Source organism: Neptuniibacter halophilus, assembly GCF_030295765.1.
GTDB classification, from domain to species: Bacteria; Pseudomonadota; Gammaproteobacteria; order Pseudomonadales; family Balneatricaceae; genus Neptuniibacter; species Neptuniibacter halophilus.
Window position 1 is genome coordinate 1,777,588 of record NZ_AP027292.1, and the last position, 24,080, is coordinate 1,801,667.

Here is a 24,080-nt window from a genome sequence, read left to right on the forward strand (position 1 = left end):
GTAAAGTTCAATAAGGGTATTCCTATATTTTTGTATTTTTTTTGATCTGCATGTTATCGCTTTGTATTTATTGGTTTTTTTCTGGATTTTTAGGATAACCTCAAGCAATATGCTACCAAAGTAGTACTAGCCTTCCTGTAGGGGAAATTGCTAATTTGGGTTCACGGCTTAGCTGCTTCCAGTCACCATTTAAGGCAGTAGCGCTGGTTACATAAAAATAAAAACACAGCGAGGATCGGATTCTGCATGAGTGTCGATTACGTCCTGCAAACCTCTGATTTGGTTAAAGAATTCAAAGGTTTCACAGCGGTAGATAACGTTAATTTGAATGTCGAGCGTGGCACTATTCACGCTTTGATCGGGCCCAATGGGGCGGGTAAAACCACCGTGTTTAACCTGCTGACCAAGTTTCTGATTCCGACTTCAGGTCAAATTCTTTTCAACGGCAAAGACATCACCCGAATGCGCTCGGCAGAAATTGCCCGGCGTGGCGTGGTGCGTTCCTTCCAGATCTCTGCCGTATTCCCTCACCTGACCGTGCTGGAAAATGTCCGTATTGCGCTACAGCGTAAAGAGGGCAACAGCTTCCATTTCTGGAAATCGGACCGGGTGCTTAACAAGCTCAATGCGCGTGCTATGGAGCTGCTGGAGTCGGTGGGTCTGCAAGACCATGCCCACTCAATTACAGTGGATCAGCCCTATGGCCGCAAACGTGCTCTGGAGATCGCTACAACGCTGGCGCTGGATCCTGAACTGATGCTGCTCGATGAGCCGACTCAGGGCATGGGCCACGAAGATGTTGAGGTGGTTTCGGACCTGATTAAACAGGTTTCCAAAGACCGTACCATTCTGATGGTTGAGCATAACCTGCACGTGGTTTCCAAGCTGGCAGACCGGATCACCGTATTGCAGCGTGGTGCCATCCTCACCGAGGGTGACTACGATACGGTATCGGCAGATCCGCGGGTTAAAGAAGCCTACCTGGGTGTGGCGGCGGATGAGGACGATGCATCTGCTCCGCAGGCGGTGGTCGCAGAGGAGAGGGAAGTAGTATGAGTAAAGGTGGAAACGAAAAGATTCGCATCAGCGATCTGCACGCCTTCTACGGTGAGTCCCATATCCTGCACGGTATCGACATGCACGTGATGCAGGGCGAACTGGTGACCCTGCTGGGCCGGAATGGCGCGGGCCGCTCCACAACCCTGCGTTCAATCATGAACATGGTGGGTCGCCGTACCGGCAGTATCAATATTAACGGTCGTGAAACCATCGATATGCCGGCGCATAAAATCGCCCATCTCGGTGTTGGCTTCTGTCCGGAAGAGCGCGGAATTTTCTCCAGCCTTAACGTGGAAGAAAACCTGCTGTTGCCTCCGACGGTGCGCAGCGACGGTATGTCCGTCGAAGAGATCTATGAGCTGTTCCCTAACCTGTATGAGCGTCGTACCAGTCAGGGTACCCGTCTCTCCGGTGGTGAACAGCAGATGCTGGCACTGGCGCGTATTCTGCGCTCCGGCGCCAATATTTTGCTATTGGACGAAATTACTGAGGGTCTGGCCCCGGTTATTGTTCAGAAGCTGGGTGAAGTGCTGACCACGCTGAAACAGCGTGGCCTGACGATCCTGCTGGTGGAGCAGAACTTCCGTTTTGCTGCGCCAATTGCTGACCGCCACTATGTGATGGAACACGGCCACATCGTGGAGGAAGTTCACAAGAACGAACTCGAAGCTAAAACCGAAATGCTCAACACAATGTTGGGTGTCTGATTAGGTTCTTTAACTCTTTAAACGAATAACAATAAAAATCCTATCAGGAGAAAGATGATGAAACCAATGAAGAAATCTCTGCTGGCAGCAGCCGTAACAACAGCGTTTGCGGTCTCTGGTGCTCAGGCTGCAGGTATCTCTGACGACAAGGTAAAGATCGGTGTACTGGCGGATATGGGCGGTGTATACGCTGATATCTGTGGTAAAGGCTGTGTAACTGCAGTGGAAATGGCGGTTGAAGATTTTGGTGGCACTGTACTGGGTAAGCCGATTGAGGTGATCAGTGCAGATGATCAGAACAAACCTGACGTGGGCTCTGCGAAAGTCCGTGAATGGGTAGAGAGCGAAGGCGTTGACGCGGTAACCGGTCTGGTAGCGTCCTCTGTAACCGGTGCAGCCACTAAGGTGCTGACCGATAACAAGAAGATCGCCCTGATCTCTACCTCTGCGTCTCATGCATTCACAACCAAGGCTTGCTCTCCATACAACGCGCACTGGACGTATAACGTAGTGGCGCTGGCGAACGGTACCGTGAAGCCAATGGTTGATGCGGGTAAGAAAAAATGGTTCTTCATTACCGCTGACTACGCATTCGGTCACGCCCTGGAAAAAGTGGCGACTGGCGTAATCAACGAAAACGGTGGTGAAGTGGTTGGCGCAGTACGTGCACCTCTGGGCACGACTGACTTCTCCTCTTACGTACTGCAGGCTCAGTCCTCCGGTGCAGACGTAGTTGCTCTGGCGAATGCCGGTGCGGACTTCGTTAACTCCCTGAAAACAGCGGCTGAGTTCGGTCTGACCGAAACCACCGATGTAGCAGGTCTGCTGGTATTTACCCACAACGCGCAGGCGCTGGATCCAAACATCGCAGGCGGTATGAAACTGACAACCGGTTTCTACTGGGATATGGATGACCAGACCCGTGAGTGGTCTAAGCGCTTCAAAGAGCGTCACGGTTCTATCCCTGCAATGGGTCAGGCCGGTGCTTACTCTATGACAATGCACTACCTGAACGCGATCAAAGCCGCAGGTACGGATGAGTCTGATGCTGTAATGGCGAAGATGAAAGAGATGAAGCCTGATGACTTCTTCGCGCGTAACGCTTACCTGCGTGCCGATGGCCGTATGGTTCACGATATGTACCAGGTACGTATCAAGAAAGCCGATGAGCGTGCAAATGGCGATGACATCTTTGCGATTGAGAAGGTAATTCCGGGCGAAGAGGCCTTCGGCCCAATGCTGGATTCCTGCAACTTCGCAGCTAAGTAATCGTGCTCAGGGGCGGCGGGTACCTCCTGCCTGCCGCTCCACTTAAGAAAGAGACAGAGCCGTACAGACATCAGTCCGGCTCCGGTTAACTCTCTTTGTCGTTTGGTGAATTCCGGCAAAGCTACCATCAGAAGTAGCCAGATCAGACCGGATAGGGGTGGAGAGTTATGGCAACATTTCTCGGTATCAATCTCTTTGGCCTTTTCGGCCAGCTATTAGTGGGCCTGATAAACGGCTCCTTCTACGCGCTGCTCAGTCTTGGGCTGGCGATTATTTTCGGGCTTTTAAAGATTATTAACTTTGCCCAGGGCGCACTCTACATGCTGGGTGCATTCTTTGCCTGGATGGCCCTCAACTACATGGGCATCAACTACTGGGCAGCACTGATTTTTGTTCCGTTAGCGGTCGGCTTAATCGGAATTCTGATGGAACGCTTCCTGTTACGTCCGATTGCCAATGAAGACCATCTCTACAGCCTGTTGCTGACCTTTGGTCTGGCGCTGATGCTGCAGGGTACATTTACTCATCTGTTTGGTTCTTCCGGTCTCTCTTACTCGATTCCTGAAGAGCTGAAAGGCGGTAACCGTTTACCGTTTATGTACCTGCCGAACTACCGTGCGTGGATCATTGTTGCGTCCATCGTCGTCTGTGCCGGTACCTGGTACATGATTGAAAAAACCAAGCTCGGTGCCTACCTGCGGGCAGGGACTGAAAACCCTCAGCTGATGCAGGCCTTTGGTATCAACGTGCCGTTGATTGTTACCCTGACCTTCGGTTTTGGTGTGGGTCTGGCCGGTTTTGCCGGTGTTATGGCCGCTCCGGTTTACTCCGTATCGCCGGATATGGGCTCGAATATGCTGATCGTGGTGTTCGCCATCGTGGTAATCGGAGGCATGGGCTCGATCGGGGGAGCGATTCTCACCGGTCTGGGCATGGGTATCGTGGAAGGTTTGACCAAGTACTTCTATCCGGAAGCCTCCACAACCGTGATCTTTGCGGTCATGGTGATCGTCCTGCTGACCAAGCCTGCGGGCCTGTTCGGTAAAGAAGCATAAGGGGTTAGCGTATGAAAATCAGTAAATCAGCCATTGCACTGGTCGTTCTCGGCCTGATCGCGCCCTTCATTCTTTACCCTGTATTTGTGATGAAGGTGCTTTGTTTCGCACTCTTTGCCTGTGCCTTTAACCTGCTGCTGGGTTATGTGGGCCTGCTCTCTTTCGGGCATGCCGCGTTCCTTGGCACCGGCGGTTATGTCACCGGTTACATGATGATGCAGACCGGCCTCACGCCGGAACTGGGGATTCTCTGCGGTACTGCCGCAGCCACCGCACTGGGTGCGCTTTACGGCAAGCTGGCGGTGAAACGTGAAGGGATCTACTTTGCGATGGTCACCCTGGCACTCTCGCAGTTGGCCTTCTTTGTCTACCTTCAGGCACCGTTTACCGGCGGTGAAGATGGTATGCAGGGTGTACCGCGTGGTGAGCTGTTCGGCCTGATCGATCTGAGCGACAACATGAACATGTACTACTTCGTGTTTGCGATCTTCCTGTTTGGCTTCTGGCTGGTGAACCGAACCGTTCACTCGCCGTTTGGTCAGATTCTTAAGGCGATCCGTGAAAATGAACCTCGTGCAGTCTCTCTGGGTTATAACGTCAATGACTACAAGTGGGCGGCCTTTGTGATCTCCTCCGGTCTGGCCGGTCTGGCGGGTTCCACCAAAACGCTGGTATTCCAGCTTGCCTCCCTGACCGATGCTCACTGGCATATGTCCGGTGAAGTGGTACTGATGACCCTGCTGGGTGGTATGGGCACCATTTTCGGACCGCTGGTCGGTGCCGGTGCCGTGGTAACCATTCAGAACTACCTGTCTGGTGGTGAACTGGGTAACTACATCCACATCATCATGGGCCTGATCTTTGTGATCTGTGTACTGGCGTTCCGTAGCGGTATCGTCGGTGAGTTCCAGAAGTTCATGAAAAAGAACTTCAGCTAAGCAGGGTGAACTCTGCTTAAGAGATTAGATATCCGGGGTGCGCCTGAGCACCCTTTTTTTTCTCGACAGGTTGACGTAAACGTCAACTTTTAAAACAGTCAATTAAGGTGAAATTATGAGTCAGGATGCAGTTGTTATAGTGAGTGCCGCACGCACGCCCATGGGCGGCATGATGGGATCTCTCAGCGATGTACGGGCACCGGACCTGTGTGCGACTGCGATTAAGGCTGCGATCGAGCGGGCCGGTATTCAGCCTGCTGAGGTGGATGAAGTGATCATGGGCTGTGTGCTGCCGGCGGGTCTGGGTCAGGCTCCGGCGCGTCAGGCATCCCGTGCTGCGGGTATCCCGGATGCCGCAGGCTGCACCACCATCAACAAAATGTGTGGTTCAGGCATGAAGGCTGTGATGATGGCTCATGATCAGGTACTGGCCGGTTCCGCAGATGTGATGGTGGCCGGCGGTATGGAAAATATGAGTCAGGCACCTTACCTGCTGCCTAAAGCGCGTCAGGGGATGCGCATGGGGCACGCTCAGGTGATTGACCACATGTTCTTTGATGGCCTCGAAGACGCCTATGAAGGCGGCCTGATGGGCGCTTATGCGCAGAAGAGCGCAGATGCTTACAGCGTGACCCGCGAAGCGATGGATGACTTTGCCATCAGCTCGCTGGAAAAAGCGCTGGCGGCGATTGAAAACGGCGAATTTGTCGAAGAGATCGCGCCGGTCACCATTCAGAGCCGTAAAGGTGAAACCGTGGTGGATACCGATGAGCAGCCGGGTAATGCCCGGATCGATAAGATCCGCAGCCTGAAGCCGGCGTTCAAAAAAGACGGTACCGTGACTGCGGCGAACTCCAGCTCGATCTCCGATGGTGGTTCTGCGCTGGTACTGATGCGTGAGTCTGAAGCGAAAGCCAAAGGCTTGCAGCCACTGGCCCGGATTGTGTCTCACTCTACCCATGCGCAACTGCCGGCGGAATTTACCATTGCGCCGATCGGTGCCATCCAGAAAGCCCTCGACAAGGCGGGCTGGAGCAAAGATGAAGTGGATCTGTTTGAGATCAACGAAGCCTTTGCAGTGGTCACCATGCTGGCGGTGAATGAACTGGGTCTGGATGCCGGTAAGGTCAATGTGCGCGGTGGTGCCTGTGCGCTGGGTCACCCGATCGGTTCCAGCGGTTCCCGCATCATGGTTACCCTGCTGCATGCGCTGAAACAGAAAGGCCTGAAAAAAGGCATCGCCTCCCTCTGTATCGGCGGTGGTGAAGCCACTGCGGTTGCGGTAGAGATGCTGTAACGAATCTTCTGATAGTGGGTCGTTTATGCCCTTAGATGGCCCCTTGCAACCAACTTATCGGTCGGGGATTTGCTTAACCTCCTGACTTGTAAGGCTCTGTGTTATGGTTGGTTTTGCCGGACTGCTCAGTCCGGCTTTTTTCTGTCTGAAAAATAAACAGTCGTTACGCATTGGCTGTAAACCTCTCGTCTACCTACACTGTATCCATTCCTCCCTGTAATAACCTGATGCTGACCGGGTTATTGAACTCATAACCGGGCTGTAGGCCCGACAAGTCTGGAGGGCACTATGGATACCCGACTCTCTTTGCTGCTTTTTGCAGCGACTCTTTTTACATCATCTGCTTTTGCACAGGACGATCAACAGGCGTTGATTGATCAGGCGCGTTCGGCTGCACCGTCTATGGTCAGTGCCGATGCCACCGTGGTCTATCGCGGAAAAACACTGGTTGAAGGCAGTAACGGCTGGGTTTGTATGCCGGAAACGCTGCCGGATGATAATGCACCTATCTGCAATGATCCCATGTGGATGAAAATGCTCACGGCGGTGGGCAGTAAGGCTGATTTTACCGCTCAGGGCATTGGTGTTTCCTACATGTTGCAGGGTGATGGTGGCGTGAGTAATTCCGACCCTTATCATCCTGACCCGATGCACTCCCATGATTTTATCAAGGAAGGGCCACACCTGATGCTGATTGTGCCTAAGGCGCTGTTGGAAGGTATGACCGATGATCCCGCTGCCGGCGGCCCTTATGTGATGTGGGGAGATACCCCCTATGCTCATATTATGATTCCGGTGGGCGAGCGAGAATAAGCGGACGCGCTTGATCTTCAGGGGGCATTTTGCCCCCTGACAACGGACTTCTGGGTTGGGTGGTAACCCGGCTTTTCCCACTCACTGATAGTGATGGGCTACCCTTATCGCATAACGTAATCAGGGAGATAACAGGTTATGCCTCAATACCGGCGTGCATGGATGCCAGGCGGTAGCTATTTTTTTACCCTCAAGCTCTATCAAAGGCGCAGTGATCTGCTGGTACGGCATATCGAATGCTTGCGCACGGCTGTGCAGCGCGTCCGGCAGACCTACCCTTTTGTTATTCATGGCTGGGTCGTTTTGCCGGATCACATGCATGCGTTGATTACGCTGCCACCTGACGACTGTCGTTACCCTCTGCGCTGGCGACTGATTAAAAGCACTTTTTCAAAAAGCCTGCGTACCGGGGAGTTACGGTCGGACTCGCGTATCCGGCGTGGCGAAAGAGGTATCTGGCAACGCCGCTTTTGGGAGCACCTTATCCGGGATGAGGCGGATTTCCATCGGCATATGGATTACATCCACTTTAACCCGGTAAAGCATGGCCACGTGGACCGGGTGGCAGACTGGCCTTATTCGACTTTTCATCGATTGGTTCAGAGCGGTTATTACCCCGCAGATTGGGGGGCATAGCGTAGCGCCGGGATAACAGGCCATTTTACGTTGCAGGGTGCCATGAACTCTGGCGCGGAGTTTGGGCGTTGATGGTGCAATACACTGCGTTATTGCACCCTACGGTTTGGTTCCGTGAACTCTGGCGCGGAGTTTGGGCGTTGGTGGTGCAATACACTGCGTTATTGCACCCTACGGTTTGGTGCCATGAACTCTGGCGCGGAGTTTGGGCGTTGATGGTGCAATACACTGCGTTATTGCACCCTACGGTTTGTGCCATGAATGCTGGCTCGGGGCTGCGGGCATCAATCCCCTTTGTACGGAAACGCGCCGGTGCGCATTTTGCGGTACTGGCTGGGGGAGACGCCCATCAGCTTTTTAAAGATCCTTGAGAAGTAGTAAGCGTCTTCATAGCCCACCGCGAACGCAATTTCGTTGATACCGTTGTCGGTGGTATCCAGCAGGTGGCAGGCGCGTTCGATTTTGAGCTGGATAAAGTGGTTGATCGGCGTGGTGCCGGTGACCTCTTTGTATTTTTTAACGAAATGGTATTTCGACAGGCTGATCGCTTCGGCCAGTGTGTCCAGATCCAGTTGCTCGTGAACGTGGGTTTGCATCAGGCTGTGTACCCGCTCTATATCCAGCCCGCCGCGGGACTGCTTCTGTCGCGCCAGTGGCTGCAGCAGGGCGATATGGCTGAGGATCTGCCGCAGTTGGTTTGCTGCACAGATATAGGCGTTCAGGTTGTAGGTGGATTCGCGCGCCTCAAGCAGGGCTTCAAAGTCACTGGCAAGGCGGGAGTGGATGCCGATCGGGGTAATAAACTGGCGCTGGCTGCTCTCCCGCTGTTGCAGGTGGCTGACAAAATCTCCCGCATGGTGCCCATGAAAGTGGACCCAGTAGATGGTCCAGGGCTGACTTTTACGTGCCTGATAGGTGTGAGGCACTCCCTTTGGAATCAGCAATATATCACCAGATCGGATGCGGGTTTTCTGTCCGTCGATCACCGCTTCGCCCTCTCCTTCAAGACAATATATTAGCAAATTATCATCATGTTCCGGCCGTTCCATCTGATGGCCACTGGCTTTTCGATAGTAGCCCATCCCCAGCGGATAAAGGCCCTGGCTCAATGGATGGGCCGCCAGCTCACTGATTACGCGGCGTGGAATAACAAAGCGGATACTCTCCGGTGGCAGGGGCCAGTTAGATGGGGCGCTCATGGCTACGACCTATGTATAAGGGAAAATACTTACCTAATCGCAATATAGTCCATTAATAAGACAAGATTATCAATCCTGCATTGGTAGGGTGCGTGGTACAACTTACCTATCGAGTAGAAAAGAGCGACCCGGAGCCTGCCACGCTTTTCTGTACAGGCTCCATCACTAATAACAATTAAACAGGTATCAGAGCATGACACAGCAAGTACCTCTTTTGATCAACGGCCAGTTAGTTCAGAGCGAATCGCAGAATCTTATCCCGGTAACCAATCCGGCCACTCAGGAAGTGATTGCACAGGTTCCCTGTGCCACTGCATCTGAAGTAGAAAGCGCAATCGATGCGGCAAAAGTAGCGTTCGAAAGCTGGAAAGATACCCCGGTTGGCGAGCGTGCACGTCTGATGCTGCGCTACCAGCACCTGCTGAAAGAGAACCACGACGAGCTGGCTACACTGCTGGCACAGGAAACCGGTAAGACCTTCGAAGACGCGAAAGGCGACGTATGGCGCGGTATCGAAGTGGTTGAGCATGCCTGCAACATCGCTTCCCTGTCTATGGGTGAAACGGTTGAAAACGTAGCGCGTAAAATCGATTGCTACAGCATCACGCAGCCACTGGGTGTGTGCGTAGGTATCACGCCGTTTAACTTCCCGGCTATGATCCCGCTGTGGATGTTCCCAATGGCCATTGCCTGCGGTAACACCTTTGTCCTGAAACCTTCTGAGCAGGATCCACTGACACCGATGCGTCTGGCTGAGCTGTTCAAAGAAGCCGGCGCGCCAGACGGTCTGCTGCAGATCGTTCATGGTACGAAAGAGGTGGTAGATCAGTTGCTGACGCACAAAGATACGCCAGCGATCTCTTTTGTTGGTTCGGTTGCTGTTGGTGAGCACATCTACCGTACCGGTACTGACCACATGAAACGTGTTCAGGCGTTTGCCGGTGCTAAAAACCACATGGTGGTGATGCCGGATGCCTCTAAAAATCAGGTAGTTAACAGCATCGCCGGTGCCTCTGTTGGCGCGGCAGGTCAGCGCTGCATGGCGATCTCTGTGGCTGTGTTTGTTGGTGAAGCCCGTGAGTGGATCCCTGAAGTGCGTGATGCGCTGGCGAAAGTACGTCCGGGTGCGTGGAACGATCCGGAAGCCGGTTACGGCCCGCTGATCAACCCACAGGCGCGTGAGCGTGTACTGGATTTCATTCAGCAGGGTAAAGATGCCGGCGCTGACTGTATCCTCGACGGTAGCGAGTGCGTGGTTGAAGGTTACCCGGATGGTAACTGGGTTGGCCCGACCATGTTCCGCAACGTAACCCGCGACATGTCTATCTATCAGGAAGAGATTTTCGGTCCGGTACTGATTGCTCTGGAAGTAGATACGCTGGAAGAAGCGATCGAACTGATCAACGAGAACCCATACGGTAACGGTACGTCTATGTTCACCTCTTCCGGTGCTGCAGCACGTAAGTACCAGCACGAGATCAAAGTGGGTCAGGTCGGTATCAACGTACCGGTACCTGTGCCGCTGCCAATGTTCTCTTTCACCGGTTGGAGAAAATCTTTCTACGGTGACCAGCATGCTTACGGTAAGCAGGCGGTTAAGTTCTACACCGAAACCAAGACTGTGACTGCGCGCTGGTTCGAAGATGACATCGATACCGGTGTTAACACTACAATCCAGCTGAAGTAATTCAGCGGTCCTCTGAAAACAATAACGAGAAGAAGGCCCCCGCCCGGGGGATCTTCTTCCATTAAAGGAGAGAGCGATGGATTTCGAGCTGAATGAAGATCAGATCGCATTCGCCGACATGGCCCGTGCCTTTGCGCAAAATGAATTCGAACCCAACGCCGCCGAGTGGGATCAGGAACAGACCTTTCCGGTTGATGTCCTGCGTCGCGCCGGGGAGATGGGTTTTTGTGGTCTCTATTCCCCGGAAGATGTAGGTGGCCTTGGCCTGAGCCGTCTGGACGCCAGCATCGTGTTTGAACAATTGGCGATGGGCTGTACCTCGACAACTGCGTTCATCACCATTCATAACATGGCGACCTGGATGATCGCCGACTTCGGTAACGAAGAGACCCGCCAGTTCTGGTGCCCGGATCTGACCGCCGGCCAGAAACTGGCTTCCTACTGCCTGACCGAGCCAAACGCCGGTTCTGATGCTGCATCCCTGAAAACCACTGCCCGTCGTGACGGTGACAACTACATCCTCAACGGCAGCAAAATCTTTATCTCCGGTGCCGGCAGTACTGATGTGCTGGTGGTGATGGCGCGTACCGGCGAAAGTGGTGCTAAAGGGATCTCTGCCTTTGCGGTAGATGCTAAAACCGATGGCATCGTCTACGGCCGGAAAGAGGAGAAGATGGGCTGGAACAGCCAGCCAACCCGTATGATCACCTTCGAAGACGTAGTCGTCCCCGCTTCTGCCCTGCTGGGTAACGAAGGCGACGGCTTCAAAATTGCCATGAAAGGCCTTGATGGGGGGCGTATCAATATCGCCACCTGTTCGATCGGTACCGCTCAGGCGGCGCTGAATAAAGCCCGTGATTATATGCATGAGCGTAAACAGTTCGGTAAAGAGCTGGCCAATTTCCAGGCGCTGCAGTTCAAGCTGGCCGATATGGCGACCGAGCTGGTGGCGGCACGTCAGATGGTGCGTCTGGCAGCGTCCAAACTGGATGCGGGCCATGCCGATAAGACCACTTACTGTGCGATGGCGAAACGCTTTGCTACCGATGTGGGTTACAGCGTAGCCGATGAAGCCTTGCAGATTTTTGGCGGCAACGGTTATATCAAAGAGTATCCGCTGGAGCGTTATCTGCGTGATAACCGCGTTCACCGGATTCTGGAAGGCACTAACGAAGTGATGCGTCTGATCATCGCCCGTCGCGTACTGATGGACGATGCTGCGGATCTGCTCTGATCCGTCACCAAGGAGATTAAGATGAGCGATAAACTGATCGTAGAAAAACAGGGCCACACGGCGGTTATTACCATGAACAACCCGCCGGCCAACACCTGGACTGAAGAGAGCCTGAAAGGCCTCAAGGTGGTGGTTGAGGAGCTGAATCAGGATAAAGAGATCTATGCTCTGGTGATCCGCTCCCAGAGTGAAAAATTCTTCTCCGCCGGCGCAGACCTGAATCTGTTTGCCGACGGTGATCGCAGTATTGCGCGGGATATGGCGCGTTACTTTGGTGAGGCGTTCGAAACCCTGTCTCGTTTTCGTGGTGTATCGATCGCGGCAATTAACGGTTTTGCCATGGGGGGCGGTCTGGAAGTAGCGCTGGCCTGTGATATCCGTGTGGCGGAAGAGCAGGCACAGATGGCGCTGCCAGAAGCGAAAGTAGGCCTGCTGCCCTGCGCAGGCGGTACCCAGAACCTGACCATGCTGGTGGGCGAAGGCTGGACCAAGCGACTGATTTTGTGTGGCGAGCGTATCAAAGCGCCGCTGGCGAAAGAGATCGGTCTGGTGGAAGAGCTGGTGCCACAGGGTGAGTCCTTCGCCAAAGCGATGGAGCTGGCGAAAGCGGTAGAGCAGCAAAGCCCGACCGCCGTTGCCGCCTGTAAACAGCTCATCCAGAACAACCGCACCCAGCACTGGGATGCCGGTTATATTCTGGAGCGGGAACTGTTTGTTGACCTGTTCCACACCGAAGACCAGAAAGAGGGTGTGAATGCCTTTCTGGAAAAGCGTGCCCCTGAGTGGAAAAACCAATAAGGACCCGAGTATGAGTTGCGTACTGTTTAACGAATACCCGACGCAGGATGGCAAAAAGATCGTTGAGATCAGCCTGAATGCGGAGCGCTCGCTGAATGCCCTGACGCTGGAAATGATCGACCTGATCCAGCCGAAGCTGGATGCGTGCAAAAACGATGACAGCGTGGCTGCGGTGATCCTCGACAGTGCCGGCGAGAAAGCGTTCTGTGCCGGCGGTGACGTGGTTAACCTGTATAAATCCATGACCGGTGGCGGCGATCCGGCGTTCCCGGAAGACTTCTTCACCCGCGAATATACGCTCGACTACACCATCCATACCTATCCCAAGCCAATTATCTGCTGGGGCAGCGGTATTGTGATGGGGGGTGGCATGGGCCTGATGAACGGCTGCAGCCACCGTATCGTGACCGAGACCTCACACATGGCGATGCCGGAAGTGACGATTGGTTTGTACCCTGACGTAGGCGGTAGCTGGTTCCTGAACCATATGCCGGGCCGTACCGGCTTGTTCCTGGGGCTGACCGGCAACCCGATGTACGCCGCAGATGCCCTGTTCCTGGGGCTGGCGGATCGCTTTGTTGCTGCTGAACTGCGCCAGAGCATGGTTGAGCGTCTGCAGGCAGAAAGCTGGAGTGGTTGTGCTCACGCCTCGGTTAACCGGGTATTGCGTGATCTGGAAGAGGAATCCCGGCCGCAGTTTAAGGCGGAGTCTCCGATTCAGCAGCACTATGACTTTATTCAGAAGATTACCGATCAGGACAGTGTTGAAGAGATTGTGGAAGCACTGCTGGCGGTTGAGAGTGAAGACAAGTGGATTCTGCGCTCACAGAAAGCGATTAAACACGGCAGCCCGCTGGCGATCAACCTGATCGCGCAGCAACTGGAAGTGACGAAACATATGTCACTGAAAGAGGTGTTCTGTGCCGAGATGATCCTTTCCGTGCAGAGCTGCAAGCACCGCGAGTTCCCGGAAGGGGTACGTGCGCTGCTGGTCGATAAAGACGGCAAGCCGGAGTGGACGTTCAAAACCCTGGCTGATGTGGATCAGGCAAAAGTGGCTGAGTTCTTCGTCTCCCCGTGGGAAACCAATCCACTGATCGATCTATAACCATAACCGGTAGGAGGCCAGTCCCTGGCCGAATCGCTACACCGTATCAGGGACAGGCTCCTGCAACGACTTGAACATAAACAGAGTGCTATAGGTTTGCGCCTGGGCAATCGGAAAATAATAAAAGGGCTAGAGAAATGGCAACAATCGGATTTATTGGTCTGGGCAACATGGGTGGCCCAATGGCGATCAACCTGGTTAAAGCGGGTCACAGTGTTAAAGCGTTCGACCTGTCTCAGGATGCAATTCAGAAAGTGGTCGCCGAAGGCGGTCAGGCAGCCAGCTCTGCGGTAGAGGCCGCGACCGGTGCTGAGTTTGTTATCACTATGCTGCCAGCCGGCAAACACGTTGAAGGCCTGATGGTCACCGGCGATGCGCCGCTGTTTGACGTGGTGGCTGACGGTGCTCTGATTATTGATTCCTCAACCATCGACGCGGACACGGCCAAGCGTGTTGCAGCGATCGGTGCCGAGCGCGGTATCAGCTTTATCGATGCGCCGGTATCCGGTGGTGTGGGTGGTGCTGTCGCCGGTACGCTGGCGTTTATGGTTGGCGCCTCCGAAGCTCAGTTCAGCAAAGCAAAACCGATTCTGGACTGCATGGGCAAAAACATCTTCCACGCCGGTGACAACGGCGCGGGACAGGTCGCTAAAGCCTGCAACAACATGATGCTGGCGATCCTCATGACCGGTACCTGTGAAGCCCTGAACATGGGTATCAAGAACGGTCTGGATCCGGCCGTGCTGTCTGAAATCATGAAGCAGAGCTCCGGTAACAACTGGGCGCTGCAGGTGTATAACCCGGTACCGGGTGTGATGGAGGGCGTACCTTCCTCCAACGATTATCAGGGTGGCTTCCAGGTCGATCTGATGTTCAAGGATCTGGGTCTGGCGATGGAACTGAGCCAGATGAGCGCGTCGCCTACGCCAATGGGCTCTCAGGCGCGTGCACTGTTTAACCTGCACAAAGCCAATGGCAACGGCGGTCTGGACTTCTCCAGCGTGCTGCGCCTGTATCAGGATCAGTAATTCTGAACGGATAATCAGCGGCCCGCTGCCCAGGTCAGTGGCGGGCCAGCCAACCTGATAAAAAAAATAATGAGGTTGAACACCATGGGATATAACGAAGAATATCAGTCTGCCCTCGATAATACGGAAGCCTACTGGGCAGAGCAGGCGGACAGCATTGCCTGGTACAAAAAACCTGAAACCACCGTCAGCCAGACCGATTTCGGCACCTATAGCTGGTACCCCGACGGTGAACTCAATAGCTGCTATCTGGCGCTGGACTACCATGTGGCCAACGGCCGTGGTGAACAGGTCGCGCTGTATCACGATTCTCCTGCCTCCGGTAACAAAGAAGCGATCACTTACAACCAGATGCTGGATCGCGTTTCCCGTTTCGCCGGTGCACTGAAGGCGCAGGGCGTAGAGAAAGGCGACACCATCCTGATCTATATGCCGATGATCCCGGAAGCGGCGGTTGCCATGCTCGCCTGTGCACGCCTCGGTGCGGTGCACTCCGTGGTATTCGGTGGCTTTGCGCCCAACGAGATGGCGATCCGTATCGACGACGCCAATCCGAAGATGATCCTGACCGCCTCCTGCGGTATCGAATTTGATAAGAAGATCGCTTACAAACCGCTGGTGGACAAAGCGATCGATCTGGCGACCCACAAACCGCAGAACACCATCGTCTGTCAGCGTGACATGCTGAAAGCTGAGCTGAACAGCGAACGCGATCTGGACTGGTATCAGGTTCAGGAAGGTGTTGAGCCTGCAGAATGTGTTGCGGTGAAGGGCGCTGATCCGCTCTACATCCTTTACACCTCCGGCACGACCGGCCAGCCAAAGGGTATTGTGCGCGATAACGGCGGTCATGCGGTGGCACTGAAATACGCCCTGCACAATATCTGCGGGATGAAGCCGGGCGATGTCTGGTGGGCAGCCTCCGATATCGGTTGGGTTGTGGGCCACTCCTACATCGTTTACGGGCCGCTGATGGCGGGCTGCAGCGCGGTATTCTTTGAAGGCAAACCGATTAAGACCCCGGATGCCGGCACCTTCTGGCGGGTGGTTGAAGAGTACGGTGTTAACTCCATGTTCTGTGCGCCGACCGCATTCCGTGCGATCCGCAAAGAGGACCCGGAGGGGGCGCTGTCAAAAGATTACAACCTCAGCAGCCTGAAATGGGTGTTCGTGGCGGGTGAAAAACTCGACTCCTCCACCTACCACTGGCTCTCTGATCTGCTGCAGGTACCGGTGATCGATCACTGGTGGCAGACCGAAACCGGCTGGCCAATGACCTCGCCGATGATGGGCTGGGATAACCCGTCCGAATCCCGTCTGGGTTCTACCAACAAGCCGGTACCGGGCTACGATATTCGTGTGCTGGATGGTGAGGGTAACGAAGTGGCCGACGGTGACGCGGGCAATATCTGCGTTAAGCTGCCGATGCCACCGGGCGTTGCCTGGAGTATCTGGAACAACAACCAGCGCTATGTCAGCTCCTATCTGGAAGCGTTCCCGGGCTACTACCACACCGGCGATGGCGGCTATAAGGATGAAGATGGCTACATCTACATCACCGGCCGTACCGACGATGTAATCAACGTATCCGGCCACCGTTTATCCACAGGCGAGATGGAAGAGGTGGTTTCCGCCCACGCTGAAGTCGCTGAATGCGCCGTGATCGGTGTCAACGACGAGCTCAAAGGGCAGTTGCCGGTTGGTCTGATTGTGCTGAAAGCGGGATCAGAGATCGACGAAGAGCAGCTTCAGGCTGAACTGGTGCAGATGGTTCGCGATCAGGTCGGTGCACTCGCCTGCTTCCGTACCGCCATTGTGGTACAGCGTCTGCCGAAGACCCGCTCCGGTAAGATCCTGCGCGCCATTCTGCGTAAGATCGCGGCTCAGGAAGAATACAAAATGCCTTCCACCATTGATGATCCGGCCATTCTCGGCGAGATCGAACAACTGATCGAAGCGCGCGGCGCTATCTGAATCAGTTAACCCCCTCAGGGCGGCCGGGCGAAGCATAACCCGGTTGCCCGACCTGTTGTCACTTATTCATTTTGCACTCTTAGCCGGCCATGTTGCTTAGCGCATGGGCCGGTCTTTTTATGTCCGGACGCCTTCGGCAAACCAGATCCCAAGCCGTAGGGTGCAATAGCGAAGCGTATTGCACCGTTTACCGAAGCGTATTGCACCGTTTACCGAAGCGTATTGCACCGTTAACCGCAGCGTATTGCACAGTTCACCTCCGCGTATTGCACGATATTCAAACCCATTAAAGCGAATCGCTCCGTTCCGCTTATTAGGGAAAACCCTAATTATTTCTCGCAATCGCAGCAGAAAAACGCTATAAATGAGGGCTGACAAACCAAGCTATTTCAAGCCTGTTCCGTTGAGCTTAACGGCTCCGGAGCCGGACTAAGGAGAATAAGAATGCAGATTAAAGACAGTGTATTTGTCATCACCGGTGGTGGTCGCGGACTGGGTCGTGCCATGGCGGAAAACCTGGCGAAACTGGGCGGTAAACTGGCCCTGATCGACCTCAGTCAGGAGAACCTGGATGAAGCCTGCGCGGCCTGTGCCGAGCACGGCAGCGAAGCCCGTGGCTACATCTGCAACATCACCGATGAATCTGCAGTGGAATCAACCTTTGCTCAGATCAAAGCCGATTTCGGCCAGATCAACGGTCTGGTAAACAACGCCGGCCTGATGCGCGACGGTATGCTGATCAAAGTTAAAGACGGCGAGCTGCAGGCGAAAATGAGCCTTGAGCAGTTCCAGTCTGTAGTCGACGTCAACATGACCGGCACCTTCCTTTGTGGCCGTGAAGCGGCGGCCGTCATGGCGGTACAGGGCAACGGTGGTGTGATCGTGAACATCTCCTCCGTATCCCGCGCTGGCAATATGGGCCAGACCAACTACTCCGCCACCAAAGCGGCCGTAGCCACCATGGTTACAAGCTGGGCCGGCGAACTGGCACGTCACGGCATCCGCGTGGGTGGTATTGCACCGGGCGTTATCGCCACCGAGATGACTGCACAGATGAAACCGGAAGCGATCGATCGCATGATCTCTGCGGTACCCCTGCGCCGTCTGGGCGAAGTAGACGAAATGGCTCACACCCTGCAGTACATCATCGAAAACGACTTCTTTACCGGCCGCATCATCGAGATGGATGGCGGTCTGCGTATCTGATTTCAGAAGGCGTTGATACCAGGAGCCCGCTGTTTAGCGGGCTTTTTTGTGGTTGGCGTATTTCGGAAATGGTGCAATACACTTCGTTATTGCACCCTACACTTGGAACAGAGAGATGGCGTAGGTTGGATTAGCGCAGCCTAATCCAAAATTGAGCTCTTTCTTTATTTCGCCTCTTATCCGGCTTCGACGCTGCCTCCGTAATGGGCATTTGTTTGGTTCAATGCTGCTGTCTATGTCGTCGCAGAGCTAGCCTTGGCATGCTGAATCATTCCCTTAAGCTCATCGATAGAGAGGGTTTGGGATTGTTTTCTGTGCACAACTGCGTGGCAATTTGCACAGAGAGGCACTAGATCGGTTTCAGGGTCGATAAGGGTCGGCTGATCTAGCGTTGAAACAGGGACAATGTGATGGATGTGTATAAACCCATCCGCATAATCACCATAGAAATCCTTGAAATTGAAGTTGCATGCGGCGCAAGTTAAGCCGTGGATAGCAATCGCTTGTTGCCTGTATTTGATATTTCGTTCGTAGGTGGTGACAAAACGCTGATTGGGTTTACCCTCACTGCCCGACTCTAGTTGATAGCCGCTGTCATTGAGTGGGTGTTCTGTTTCCTCGAGCTCAGATACAGTGATTACTTGATTGGGCTCTAGCTGAGAAAGGATTCTTTCAAAGCCGGTTGTGTCTATCGGTCGAACACCGTTTCTCCAATAATTGCTCTTCTGATTGTCCGGAATGGTTTCAAGGTAAGTACCATCAGTTTTTGCCATGATTGGAACCGTAAATGGTGCATAATCAATGATCGTGGCGAACAGGTCACCTTTGTCACTACTTCTGTCGGGATAGACTTTGCCAATCACAGCCTTAGCAAAGTAATGGGGGGCGTCGTCTAAACGCTTATCTCTGTATTGAAGGTTTTTGATTTTTCCCTTGTAGTAAAGCACTTCAGTACCGGGCAATAGATACTTTTGATAGCGCTTCGGGAAATGATAAAGGGAGCCGGTTTGGTCATCCCATTGAGACTCGTCATTCTCTGTAATTACTGCCTGCACGATACATCCTTATACTACTTCGACTACATTCAACGTGCTGAAATACAGGTATTTCTGTGGCCTTAATATCTATTGAATCGATATAGGCTGCAAGAGATGAATAGTATCAGATGAAGAATAAACAACGCCGGTAAACCGTGAAGTATGCCGTCGGCTGACGGTGTAATACGGTAAACGGTTCAAGACGGTAAACGGTGCAATACACTGCGTTATTGCATCCTACATTCGGAACAGAGATCTGGCGTAGGTTGGATTAGCGAAGCGTAATCTAACCATTCGATGGAGGCTCAGCTTCTTGTGCCCATAAAAAAATCCGCAACCCCTATGAGCGGGGCTGCGGATTTCAGAACGCGGTTAAGCGGGTCGATTACATATTCGGGTAGTTCGGGCCGCCCATGCCTTCGGGGGTGACCCAGCGGATGTTCTGAGCCGGGTCTTTGATGTCGCAGGTTTTGCAGTGCAGGCAGTTCTGGCTGTTGATCTGGAAGCGTTCGCCGCCGTTCTCTTCATCGGTAACCACTTCATAGACACCGGCCGGGCAGTAGCGCTGTGCAGGCTCTGCGTAGGTCGGCAGGTTTTTCGCCAGCGGGATCGAGGCATCTTGCAGTTGCAGGTGGCAGGGCTGATCTTCCTCATGGTTGGTGTTCGACAGGAACACTGAGGAGAGTTTGTCGAAGGTGAGTTTGCCATCCGGTTTCGGGTAGTCGATCGGCTGGAAGTTGCTTGCCGGCTGCATCTGGGCGTAGTCTTCGTGATCGTCGTGCAGAGTTACCGGGATCTTACCGCCAAAGATATTCTGGTCGATAAAGTTGAACGCACCGCCCATGATCGCGCCGAATTTATGCATTGCCGGGCCAAAGTTACGCGAGCGGAACAGCTCGTCGTGCAGCCAGGAGTTTTCGAACAGTTCCGCATAACGGCTCAGCTCTTTGCCGCCTTCACAGCCTGAGCTGAGCGCTTCAAAGATCGCTTCGGCACCGAGCATGCCGGATTTCATCGCAGTGTGTGTGCCTTTGATCTTGGAGAAGTTCAGGGTACCGGCGTTACAGCCCACGACCAGACCGCCCGGGAAGCTCATCTTCGGCAGGGAATTAAAGCCGCCTTTGGTGATCGCACGGGCACCGTAAGAGACCCGGGTGCCGCCGTCCAGATGCTGCTTCAGCACCGGATGATGCTTCAGGCGCTGGAACTCATCGAACGGGCTGATATACGGATTCGCATAGTTCAGGTCGATTATCAAACCCACCACCACCTGATTGTTGTCGGTGTGGTAGAGGAAGAAACCGCCGCTGGTACCACCCGTCAGCGGCCAGCCGGAGCCGTGAACCACCAGACCGGGTTTGTGCTGTTCAGCCGGGATATCCCACAGCTCTTTGATACCGATACCGTAGTGCTGAGCATCCGCATCGGAGGCAAGATCAAAGCGCTCGATCAGCTCTTTACCCAGATGTCCGCGACAGCCTTCGGAGAAGACGGTGTATTTGGCGTGCAGCTCCATGCCCGGCATGTAGTTCGGGCCCTGCTCGCCTTCGGCGGTCACGCCCATATCGCCGGTGGCGATCCCTTTGACGCTGCCATCGTCGTTATAGAGGACTTCCGCAGCGGCAAAACCGGGGAAGATCTCCACACCCAGTTCTTCAGCCTGTTCCGCCAGCCAGCGGCAGACGTTGCCCAGACTGACGATGTAGTTGCCGTTGTTGTGCATGGTTTTCGGCACCAGACCATTAGGGATCTTGCGGCCGCTTTCAGCATCTTTCAGCAGGAAGACTTCATCTTCGGTGACCGGGGTGTTCAGCGGTGCGCCTTTCTCTTTCCAGTCCGGGAACAGCTCATCCAGCGCGCGGCTCTCGATTACCGCGCCGGAAAGAATATGAGCACCCACTTCAGAGCCTTTTTCCACCACGCAGACGGTCAGCTCCTGCTCTTTTTCCTGCGCCAGTTGCGCCAGACGGCAGGCAGTGGACAGGCCCGCCGGGCCTGCGCCTACGATAACTACGTCAAATTCCATCGACTCGCGTGTCATGGTCGATCTCCCCTCAGATTCGTTGGATAAGGTTCAGGCGTTAACGCCTGCCATTATCGGATTAACGGGGGCCTTCACTCAGTTTACAGAGGCCCTTTATAGGTAATGGAATCTATTATAAGGGATATCCCTAATAAGTGAATAGGGTATTTATTAGCCTATGGGTGAACTTAATTGTTAGTAAGGGTGATTGCTTATTTGCAATAAATAAGTATGATTAGGGGAAACCCTTAGTGGCCTGAGTGGTGAATTCAACCTGTTTTTGCCCGGCCACTGACACAGAAAACAGCACGGGTTGGAACAGACCCGCTGACAACTAGAACTAAAAAGGTCTTTGCTGATGAAGGTACTCGTAACAGTTAAACGTGTTATCGACTACAACGTCAAAGTGCGTGTGAAGTCGGACAATACCGATGTGGATCTGGCCAACGTAAAAATGGCCCTGAACCCGTTTTGTGAAATCGCGGTAGAAGAGGCGGTGCGCCTGAAAGAAGCCGGCACGGCCACTGAAGTCGTGGTTGTTTCGATTGGCCCTAAAGCCTGTCAGGAGCAGATCCGTACCGCACTGGCACTGGGTGCCGACCGCGGTATTCAGATCGAGACCGAAGATATGCCTGAGTCCCTCAACGTGGCCAAACTGCTGGCGAAAGTCGTTGCAGAGGAACAGCCGGGTCTGGTGATCATGGGTAAACAGGCGATCGACAGCGATAACAACCAGACCGGCCAGATGCTGGCGGCGCTGACCGATATGCCACAGGGTACCTTTGCTTCTGAAGTGAAGATCGATGGCGACAAAGTGAATGTCACCCGTGAGGTAGACGGCGGTCTGCAGACCGTAGCCCTGAACCTGCCGGCCATCGTGACCACCGACCTGCGCCTCAACGAGCCACGCTATGCCTCTCTGCCAAACATCATGAAGGCGAAGAAGAAGCCGCTGGATGTGAAAACCCCGGCGGATCTGGGTGTTGAGCTGAAAGCGCACAGCAAACTGCTGAAAGTGACGCCGCCGGCGGAACGTCAGGCCGGTATCAAAGTGGCCAGCGTTGATGAGCTGGTCGAAAAACTGAAAAACGAAGCGAAAGTTATTTAAGGGGTGATGAGATGGCTATTCTGGTAATTGCAGAACATGACAACAGCACCCTGAAGGGCGCGACCCTGAATGCGGTGACAGCCGCAACGCAGATTGGCGGTGACGTTCACCTGCTGGTGGCGGGCGCTAACTGCGCTGCAGTAGCGGATCAGGCGGCAGCGGTTGCAGGCGTATCTAAAGTGCTGCTGGCAGACAACGCAGCCTACGAACACCAACTGGCGGAGAACCTCTCCAAACTGGTGGCAGAACTGGGTCGTGACTACAGCCACGTGCTGTCTCCGGCAACCACTACCGGTAAAAACTTCCTGCCGCGCGTTGCCGCATTGCTGGACGTCGCGCAGATCTCCGACATTACGGCGGTGGAATCTGAGAACACCTTCCAGCGTCCGATCTATGCAGGTAACGCGATTGCGACCGTTGAGTCTCTGGACCCGATCAAAGTGATCACCGTGCGTGGCACGGCGTTTGATCCGGCGGCGGCTGAAGGCGGTTCTGCAGCAATCGAAACCGTTGCCAGCGCACACGATGCCGGTCAGTCCAGCTTCGTTGGCGAAGAGATGGCGAAATCGGATCGTCCTGAACTGACCGCAGCGAAAGTGATCATCTCCGGTGGTCGTGGTATGGGTAACGGCGAGAACTTCTCTATGCTGGAAGCGATCGCAGACAAACTGGGCGCTGCGGTAGGTGCCTCCCGTGCAGCGGTGGATGCGGGCTTTGTGCCGAACGATATGCAGGTCGGTCAGACCGGTAAGATCGTTGCGCCTGAACTGTACATTGCGGTGGGTATCTCCGGTGCGATCCAGCATCTGGCAGGTATGAAAGACTCCAAGATCATTGTTGCGATCAACAAAGATGAGGAAGCACCGATCTTCCAGGTGGCCGACTACGGACTGGTAGCAGACCTGTTCGAGGCCGTACCGGAACTGGAAGGTAAACTGTAAGTATTTGAGTGCCGGTTCCTCCCCGGGCCGGCTCTCTTCACTCTGGAAAGGCTTGTCGGATATACCGTCCCAAGACATAACGCCTTTATTTTTACCGGCACACTGTGCCGGTTTTTTTATGCCCGGCTGCTTTCAACCCACCTGTTCTTTTGCCGGGTTATGTTGTTCTGGCGCGGCCGGCAACTATCAGTCTTGCTGTCGGAGCGGTGTCTCACCGCGATACCATCCACCTCTTCATATCACCGTTCTCCCACTGATTATTCTCCGCAATCGCCGATGAAGTAGATAAAAAAATACTATTGAGTCTAGAGTAACAATTAATTTCAACTAAATTTCGCGTCGGCCTATTATCTCTCCTGTCAACGAAACACAGCACAGTTACTGGAGATAACATGTCTAACTCACTGATCAACACTGAAATTAAAGCTTTTAACGCAACTGCATTCCACAACGGTGAATTCATCGAAGTATCCGATGACGATCTGAAAGGTAAATGGTCTGTTGTGTTCTTCTACCCGGCTGACTTCACCTTTGTCTGCCCAACTGAACTGGGTGATCTGGCTGATTACTACCCACAGTTGCAGGAGATGGGTGTCGAGGTTTACTCCGTGTCTACCGATACTCACTTCACCCACAAAGCATGGCACGACACTTCCGATACTATCGGCAAGATTCAGTTCCCGATGGTGGGCGACCCTACTGGTCTGATCACCCGTAACTTTGAGGTGATGATTGAAGAAGCAGGTCTGGCAGAGCGCGGTACTTTCGTCATCGATCCGGAAGGTCGTATCCAGATTATCGAGATCAACGCTGGTGGTATCGGTCGTGATGCAGGCGAACTGGTTCGCAAGATCAAAGCAGCCCAGTACGTAGCAGCTCACCCGGGTGAGGTTTGCCCGGCTAAATGGAAAGAGGGTGAAGAGACCCTGGCTCCTTCGCTGGATCTGGTAGGCAAGATCTAAA

At 53.9% G+C, this 24,080-nt stretch carries 21 protein-coding genes; 18 read left to right on the forward strand and 3 right to left on the reverse strand.

Annotation, left to right across the window (positions count from 1 at the left end):
- Nucleotides 1-246: 246 nt before the first annotated feature.
- The 8 genes from QUD59_RS08235 (at nucleotide 247) to QUD59_RS08270 (ending at nucleotide 7,774) form a co-directional block, all read left to right on the forward strand.
- Entirely contained in the window at nucleotides 247-1,056 is an 810-nt protein-coding gene (locus tag QUD59_RS08235) for an ABC transporter ATP-binding protein (protein ID WP_286240756.1), read from the forward strand.
- Nucleotides 1,053-1,766 (forward strand): ABC transporter ATP-binding protein, encoded by a 714-nt coding sequence (locus QUD59_RS08240; RefSeq protein WP_286240757.1) that lies wholly within the window; start codon nucleotides 1,053-1,055, stop codon nucleotides 1,764-1,766. The genes QUD59_RS08235 and QUD59_RS08240 overlap by 4 nt, the downstream gene beginning before the upstream one ends.
- Nucleotides 1,767-1,823: 57 nt before the next feature.
- Entirely contained in the window at nucleotides 1,824-3,035 is a 1,212-nt protein-coding gene (locus QUD59_RS08245; protein ID WP_286241012.1) for an ABC transporter substrate-binding protein, read from the forward strand.
- Nucleotides 3,036-3,202: 167 nt separating this feature from the next.
- On the forward strand, nucleotides 3,203-4,090 hold the full coding sequence (locus QUD59_RS08250) for a branched-chain amino acid ABC transporter permease (protein ID WP_286240758.1): 888 nt from the start codon (nucleotides 3,203-3,205) through the stop codon (nucleotides 4,088-4,090).
- Nucleotides 4,091-4,101: 11 nt separating this feature from the next.
- Nucleotides 4,102-5,028 carry a branched-chain amino acid ABC transporter permease gene (locus QUD59_RS08255; RefSeq protein WP_286240759.1) on the forward strand — a complete coding sequence of 309 codons (927 nt, stop codon included), beginning with the start codon at nucleotides 4,102-4,104 and terminating at the stop codon, nucleotides 5,026-5,028.
- A gap of 115 nt (nucleotides 5,029-5,143) precedes the next feature.
- Nucleotides 5,144-6,325, forward strand: coding sequence for an acetyl-CoA C-acyltransferase (locus QUD59_RS08260; protein ID WP_286240760.1), 1,182 nt, complete (start codon nucleotides 5,144-5,146; stop codon nucleotides 6,323-6,325).
- 288 nt (nucleotides 6,326-6,613) lie between these two features.
- Complete coding sequence (locus tag QUD59_RS08265; RefSeq protein ID WP_286240763.1) at nucleotides 6,614-7,138, forward strand: hypothetical protein; 525 nt, start codon at nucleotides 6,614-6,616, stop codon at nucleotides 7,136-7,138.
- A gap of 138 nt (nucleotides 7,139-7,276) precedes the next feature.
- Complete coding sequence (locus QUD59_RS08270; protein WP_286240764.1) at nucleotides 7,277-7,774, forward strand: REP-associated tyrosine transposase; 498 nt, start codon at nucleotides 7,277-7,279, stop codon at nucleotides 7,772-7,774.
- A 284-nt stretch (nucleotides 7,775-8,058) separates the two neighbouring features.
- Here QUD59_RS08270 and QUD59_RS08275 read toward each other — a convergent pair whose 3' ends face one another.
- The gene (locus QUD59_RS08275; RefSeq protein WP_286240765.1) at nucleotides 8,059-8,973 is read right to left on the reverse strand and encodes an AraC family transcriptional regulator; all 915 of its coding nucleotides are present in this window, start codon (nucleotides 8,971-8,973) and stop codon (nucleotides 8,059-8,061) included.
- A 193-nt stretch (nucleotides 8,974-9,166) separates the two neighbouring features.
- Between QUD59_RS08275 and QUD59_RS08280 the strand changes: the two genes are divergently transcribed.
- From QUD59_RS08280 to QUD59_RS08310, 7 genes are all read left to right on the forward strand, one after another.
- Nucleotides 9,167-10,660, forward strand: a complete 1,494-nt coding sequence (locus QUD59_RS08280) for a CoA-acylating methylmalonate-semialdehyde dehydrogenase (protein ID WP_286240766.1) — start codon at nucleotides 9,167-9,169, stop codon at nucleotides 10,658-10,660.
- 76 nt (nucleotides 10,661-10,736) lie between these two features.
- Entirely contained in the window at nucleotides 10,737-11,894 is a 1,158-nt protein-coding gene (locus QUD59_RS08285; protein WP_286240767.1) for an acyl-CoA dehydrogenase family protein, read from the forward strand.
- A 21-nt stretch (nucleotides 11,895-11,915) separates the two neighbouring features.
- A complete protein-coding gene (locus QUD59_RS08290) occupies nucleotides 11,916-12,692 on the forward strand; it encodes an enoyl-CoA hydratase (RefSeq protein WP_286240768.1) in 777 nt (258 codons plus the stop codon).
- Between the two features lie 10 nt (nucleotides 12,693-12,702).
- Nucleotides 12,703-13,800, forward strand: a complete 1,098-nt coding sequence (locus tag QUD59_RS08295) for an enoyl-CoA hydratase/isomerase family protein (RefSeq protein WP_286240769.1) — start codon at nucleotides 12,703-12,705, stop codon at nucleotides 13,798-13,800.
- Between the two features lie 137 nt (nucleotides 13,801-13,937).
- Nucleotides 13,938-14,828, forward strand: a complete 891-nt coding sequence (gene mmsB, locus QUD59_RS08300; RefSeq protein WP_286240770.1) for a 3-hydroxyisobutyrate dehydrogenase — start codon at nucleotides 13,938-13,940, stop codon at nucleotides 14,826-14,828.
- A gap of 84 nt (nucleotides 14,829-14,912) precedes the next feature.
- Nucleotides 14,913-16,802, forward strand: coding sequence for an AMP-binding protein (locus QUD59_RS08305; RefSeq protein WP_286240772.1), 1,890 nt, complete (start codon nucleotides 14,913-14,915; stop codon nucleotides 16,800-16,802).
- A gap of 444 nt (nucleotides 16,803-17,246) precedes the next feature.
- Entirely contained in the window at nucleotides 17,247-18,008 is a 762-nt protein-coding gene (locus QUD59_RS08310; protein ID WP_286240773.1) for an SDR family oxidoreductase, read from the forward strand.
- 233 nt (nucleotides 18,009-18,241) lie between these two features.
- Here QUD59_RS08310 and QUD59_RS08315 read toward each other — a convergent pair whose 3' ends face one another.
- Together QUD59_RS08315 and QUD59_RS08320 are read right to left on the reverse strand one after the other, a co-directional pair.
- Nucleotides 18,242-19,063: an HNH endonuclease gene (locus QUD59_RS08315; RefSeq protein ID WP_286240774.1), complete on the reverse strand. Its 822-nt coding sequence runs from the start codon at nucleotides 19,061-19,063 to the stop codon at nucleotides 18,242-18,244.
- 367 nt (nucleotides 19,064-19,430) lie between these two features.
- Nucleotides 19,431-21,086: an electron transfer flavoprotein-ubiquinone oxidoreductase gene (locus QUD59_RS08320; RefSeq protein ID WP_286240775.1), complete on the reverse strand. Its 1,656-nt coding sequence runs from the start codon at nucleotides 21,084-21,086 to the stop codon at nucleotides 19,431-19,433.
- Nucleotides 21,087-21,426: 340 nt separating this feature from the next.
- Here QUD59_RS08320 and QUD59_RS08325 point away from each other — a divergent pair, with 340 nt between their 5' ends.
- The 3 genes from QUD59_RS08325 (at nucleotide 21,427) to ahpC (ending at nucleotide 24,079) form a co-directional block, all read left to right on the forward strand.
- On the forward strand, nucleotides 21,427-22,176 hold the full coding sequence (locus QUD59_RS08325; RefSeq protein ID WP_286237520.1) for an electron transfer flavoprotein subunit beta/FixA family protein: 750 nt from the start codon (nucleotides 21,427-21,429) through the stop codon (nucleotides 22,174-22,176).
- A gap of 11 nt (nucleotides 22,177-22,187) precedes the next feature.
- On the forward strand, nucleotides 22,188-23,117 hold the full coding sequence (locus QUD59_RS08330) for an electron transfer flavoprotein subunit alpha/FixB family protein (RefSeq protein WP_286237521.1): 930 nt from the start codon (nucleotides 22,188-22,190) through the stop codon (nucleotides 23,115-23,117).
- Nucleotides 23,118-23,521: 404 nt separating this feature from the next.
- Nucleotides 23,522-24,079 carry an alkyl hydroperoxide reductase subunit C gene (gene ahpC / locus QUD59_RS08335; protein WP_434025555.1) on the forward strand — a complete coding sequence of 186 codons (558 nt, stop codon included), beginning with the start codon at nucleotides 23,522-23,524 and terminating at the stop codon, nucleotides 24,077-24,079.
- Nucleotide 24,080 lies beyond the last annotated feature (1 nt).

Excerpts from the sequence above, each read along its gene's own strand:
- QUD59_RS08240 (WP_286240757.1), top strand. The coding sequence starts at position 1,053 with ATGAGTAAAGGTGGAAACGAAAAGATTCGCATCAGCGATCTGCACGCC.
- QUD59_RS08305 (WP_286240772.1), top strand. The coding sequence starts at position 14,913 with ATGGGATATAACGAAGAATATCAGTCTGCCCTCGATAATACGGAAGCC.
- QUD59_RS08275 (WP_286240765.1), bottom strand. The coding sequence starts at position 8,973 with ATGAGCGCCCCATCTAACTGGCCCCTGCCACCGGAGAGTATCCGCTTT.
- QUD59_RS08255 (WP_286240759.1), top strand. The coding sequence starts at position 4,102 with ATGAAAATCAGTAAATCAGCCATTGCACTGGTCGTTCTCGGCCTGATC.
- QUD59_RS08235 (WP_286240756.1), top strand. The coding sequence starts at position 247 with ATGAGTGTCGATTACGTCCTGCAAACCTCTGATTTGGTTAAAGAATTC.
- QUD59_RS08295 (WP_286240769.1), top strand. The coding sequence starts at position 12,703 with ATGAGTTGCGTACTGTTTAACGAATACCCGACGCAGGATGGCAAAAAG.
- QUD59_RS08320 (WP_286240775.1), bottom strand. The coding sequence starts at position 21,086 with ATGACACGCGAGTCGATGGAATTTGACGTAGTTATCGTAGGCGCAGGC.
- QUD59_RS08245 (WP_286241012.1), top strand. The coding sequence starts at position 1,824 with ATGAAACCAATGAAGAAATCTCTGCTGGCAGCAGCCGTAACAACAGCG.
- QUD59_RS08280 (WP_286240766.1), top strand. The coding sequence starts at position 9,167 with ATGACACAGCAAGTACCTCTTTTGATCAACGGCCAGTTAGTTCAGAGC.
- QUD59_RS08270 (WP_286240764.1), top strand. The coding sequence starts at position 7,277 with ATGCCTCAATACCGGCGTGCATGGATGCCAGGCGGTAGCTATTTTTTT.
- QUD59_RS08285 (WP_286240767.1), top strand. The coding sequence starts at position 10,737 with ATGGATTTCGAGCTGAATGAAGATCAGATCGCATTCGCCGACATGGCC.
- QUD59_RS08330 (WP_286237521.1), top strand. The coding sequence starts at position 22,188 with ATGGCTATTCTGGTAATTGCAGAACATGACAACAGCACCCTGAAGGGC.
- QUD59_RS08325 (WP_286237520.1), top strand. The coding sequence starts at position 21,427 with ATGAAGGTACTCGTAACAGTTAAACGTGTTATCGACTACAACGTCAAA.
- QUD59_RS08265 (WP_286240763.1), top strand. The coding sequence starts at position 6,614 with ATGGATACCCGACTCTCTTTGCTGCTTTTTGCAGCGACTCTTTTTACA.
- QUD59_RS08290 (WP_286240768.1), top strand. The coding sequence starts at position 11,916 with ATGAGCGATAAACTGATCGTAGAAAAACAGGGCCACACGGCGGTTATT.
- QUD59_RS08250 (WP_286240758.1), top strand. The coding sequence starts at position 3,203 with ATGGCAACATTTCTCGGTATCAATCTCTTTGGCCTTTTCGGCCAGCTA.
- QUD59_RS08310 (WP_286240773.1), top strand. The coding sequence starts at position 17,247 with ATGCAGATTAAAGACAGTGTATTTGTCATCACCGGTGGTGGTCGCGGA.
- mmsB (WP_286240770.1), top strand. The coding sequence starts at position 13,938 with ATGGCAACAATCGGATTTATTGGTCTGGGCAACATGGGTGGCCCAATG.
- QUD59_RS08260 (WP_286240760.1), top strand. The coding sequence starts at position 5,144 with ATGAGTCAGGATGCAGTTGTTATAGTGAGTGCCGCACGCACGCCCATG.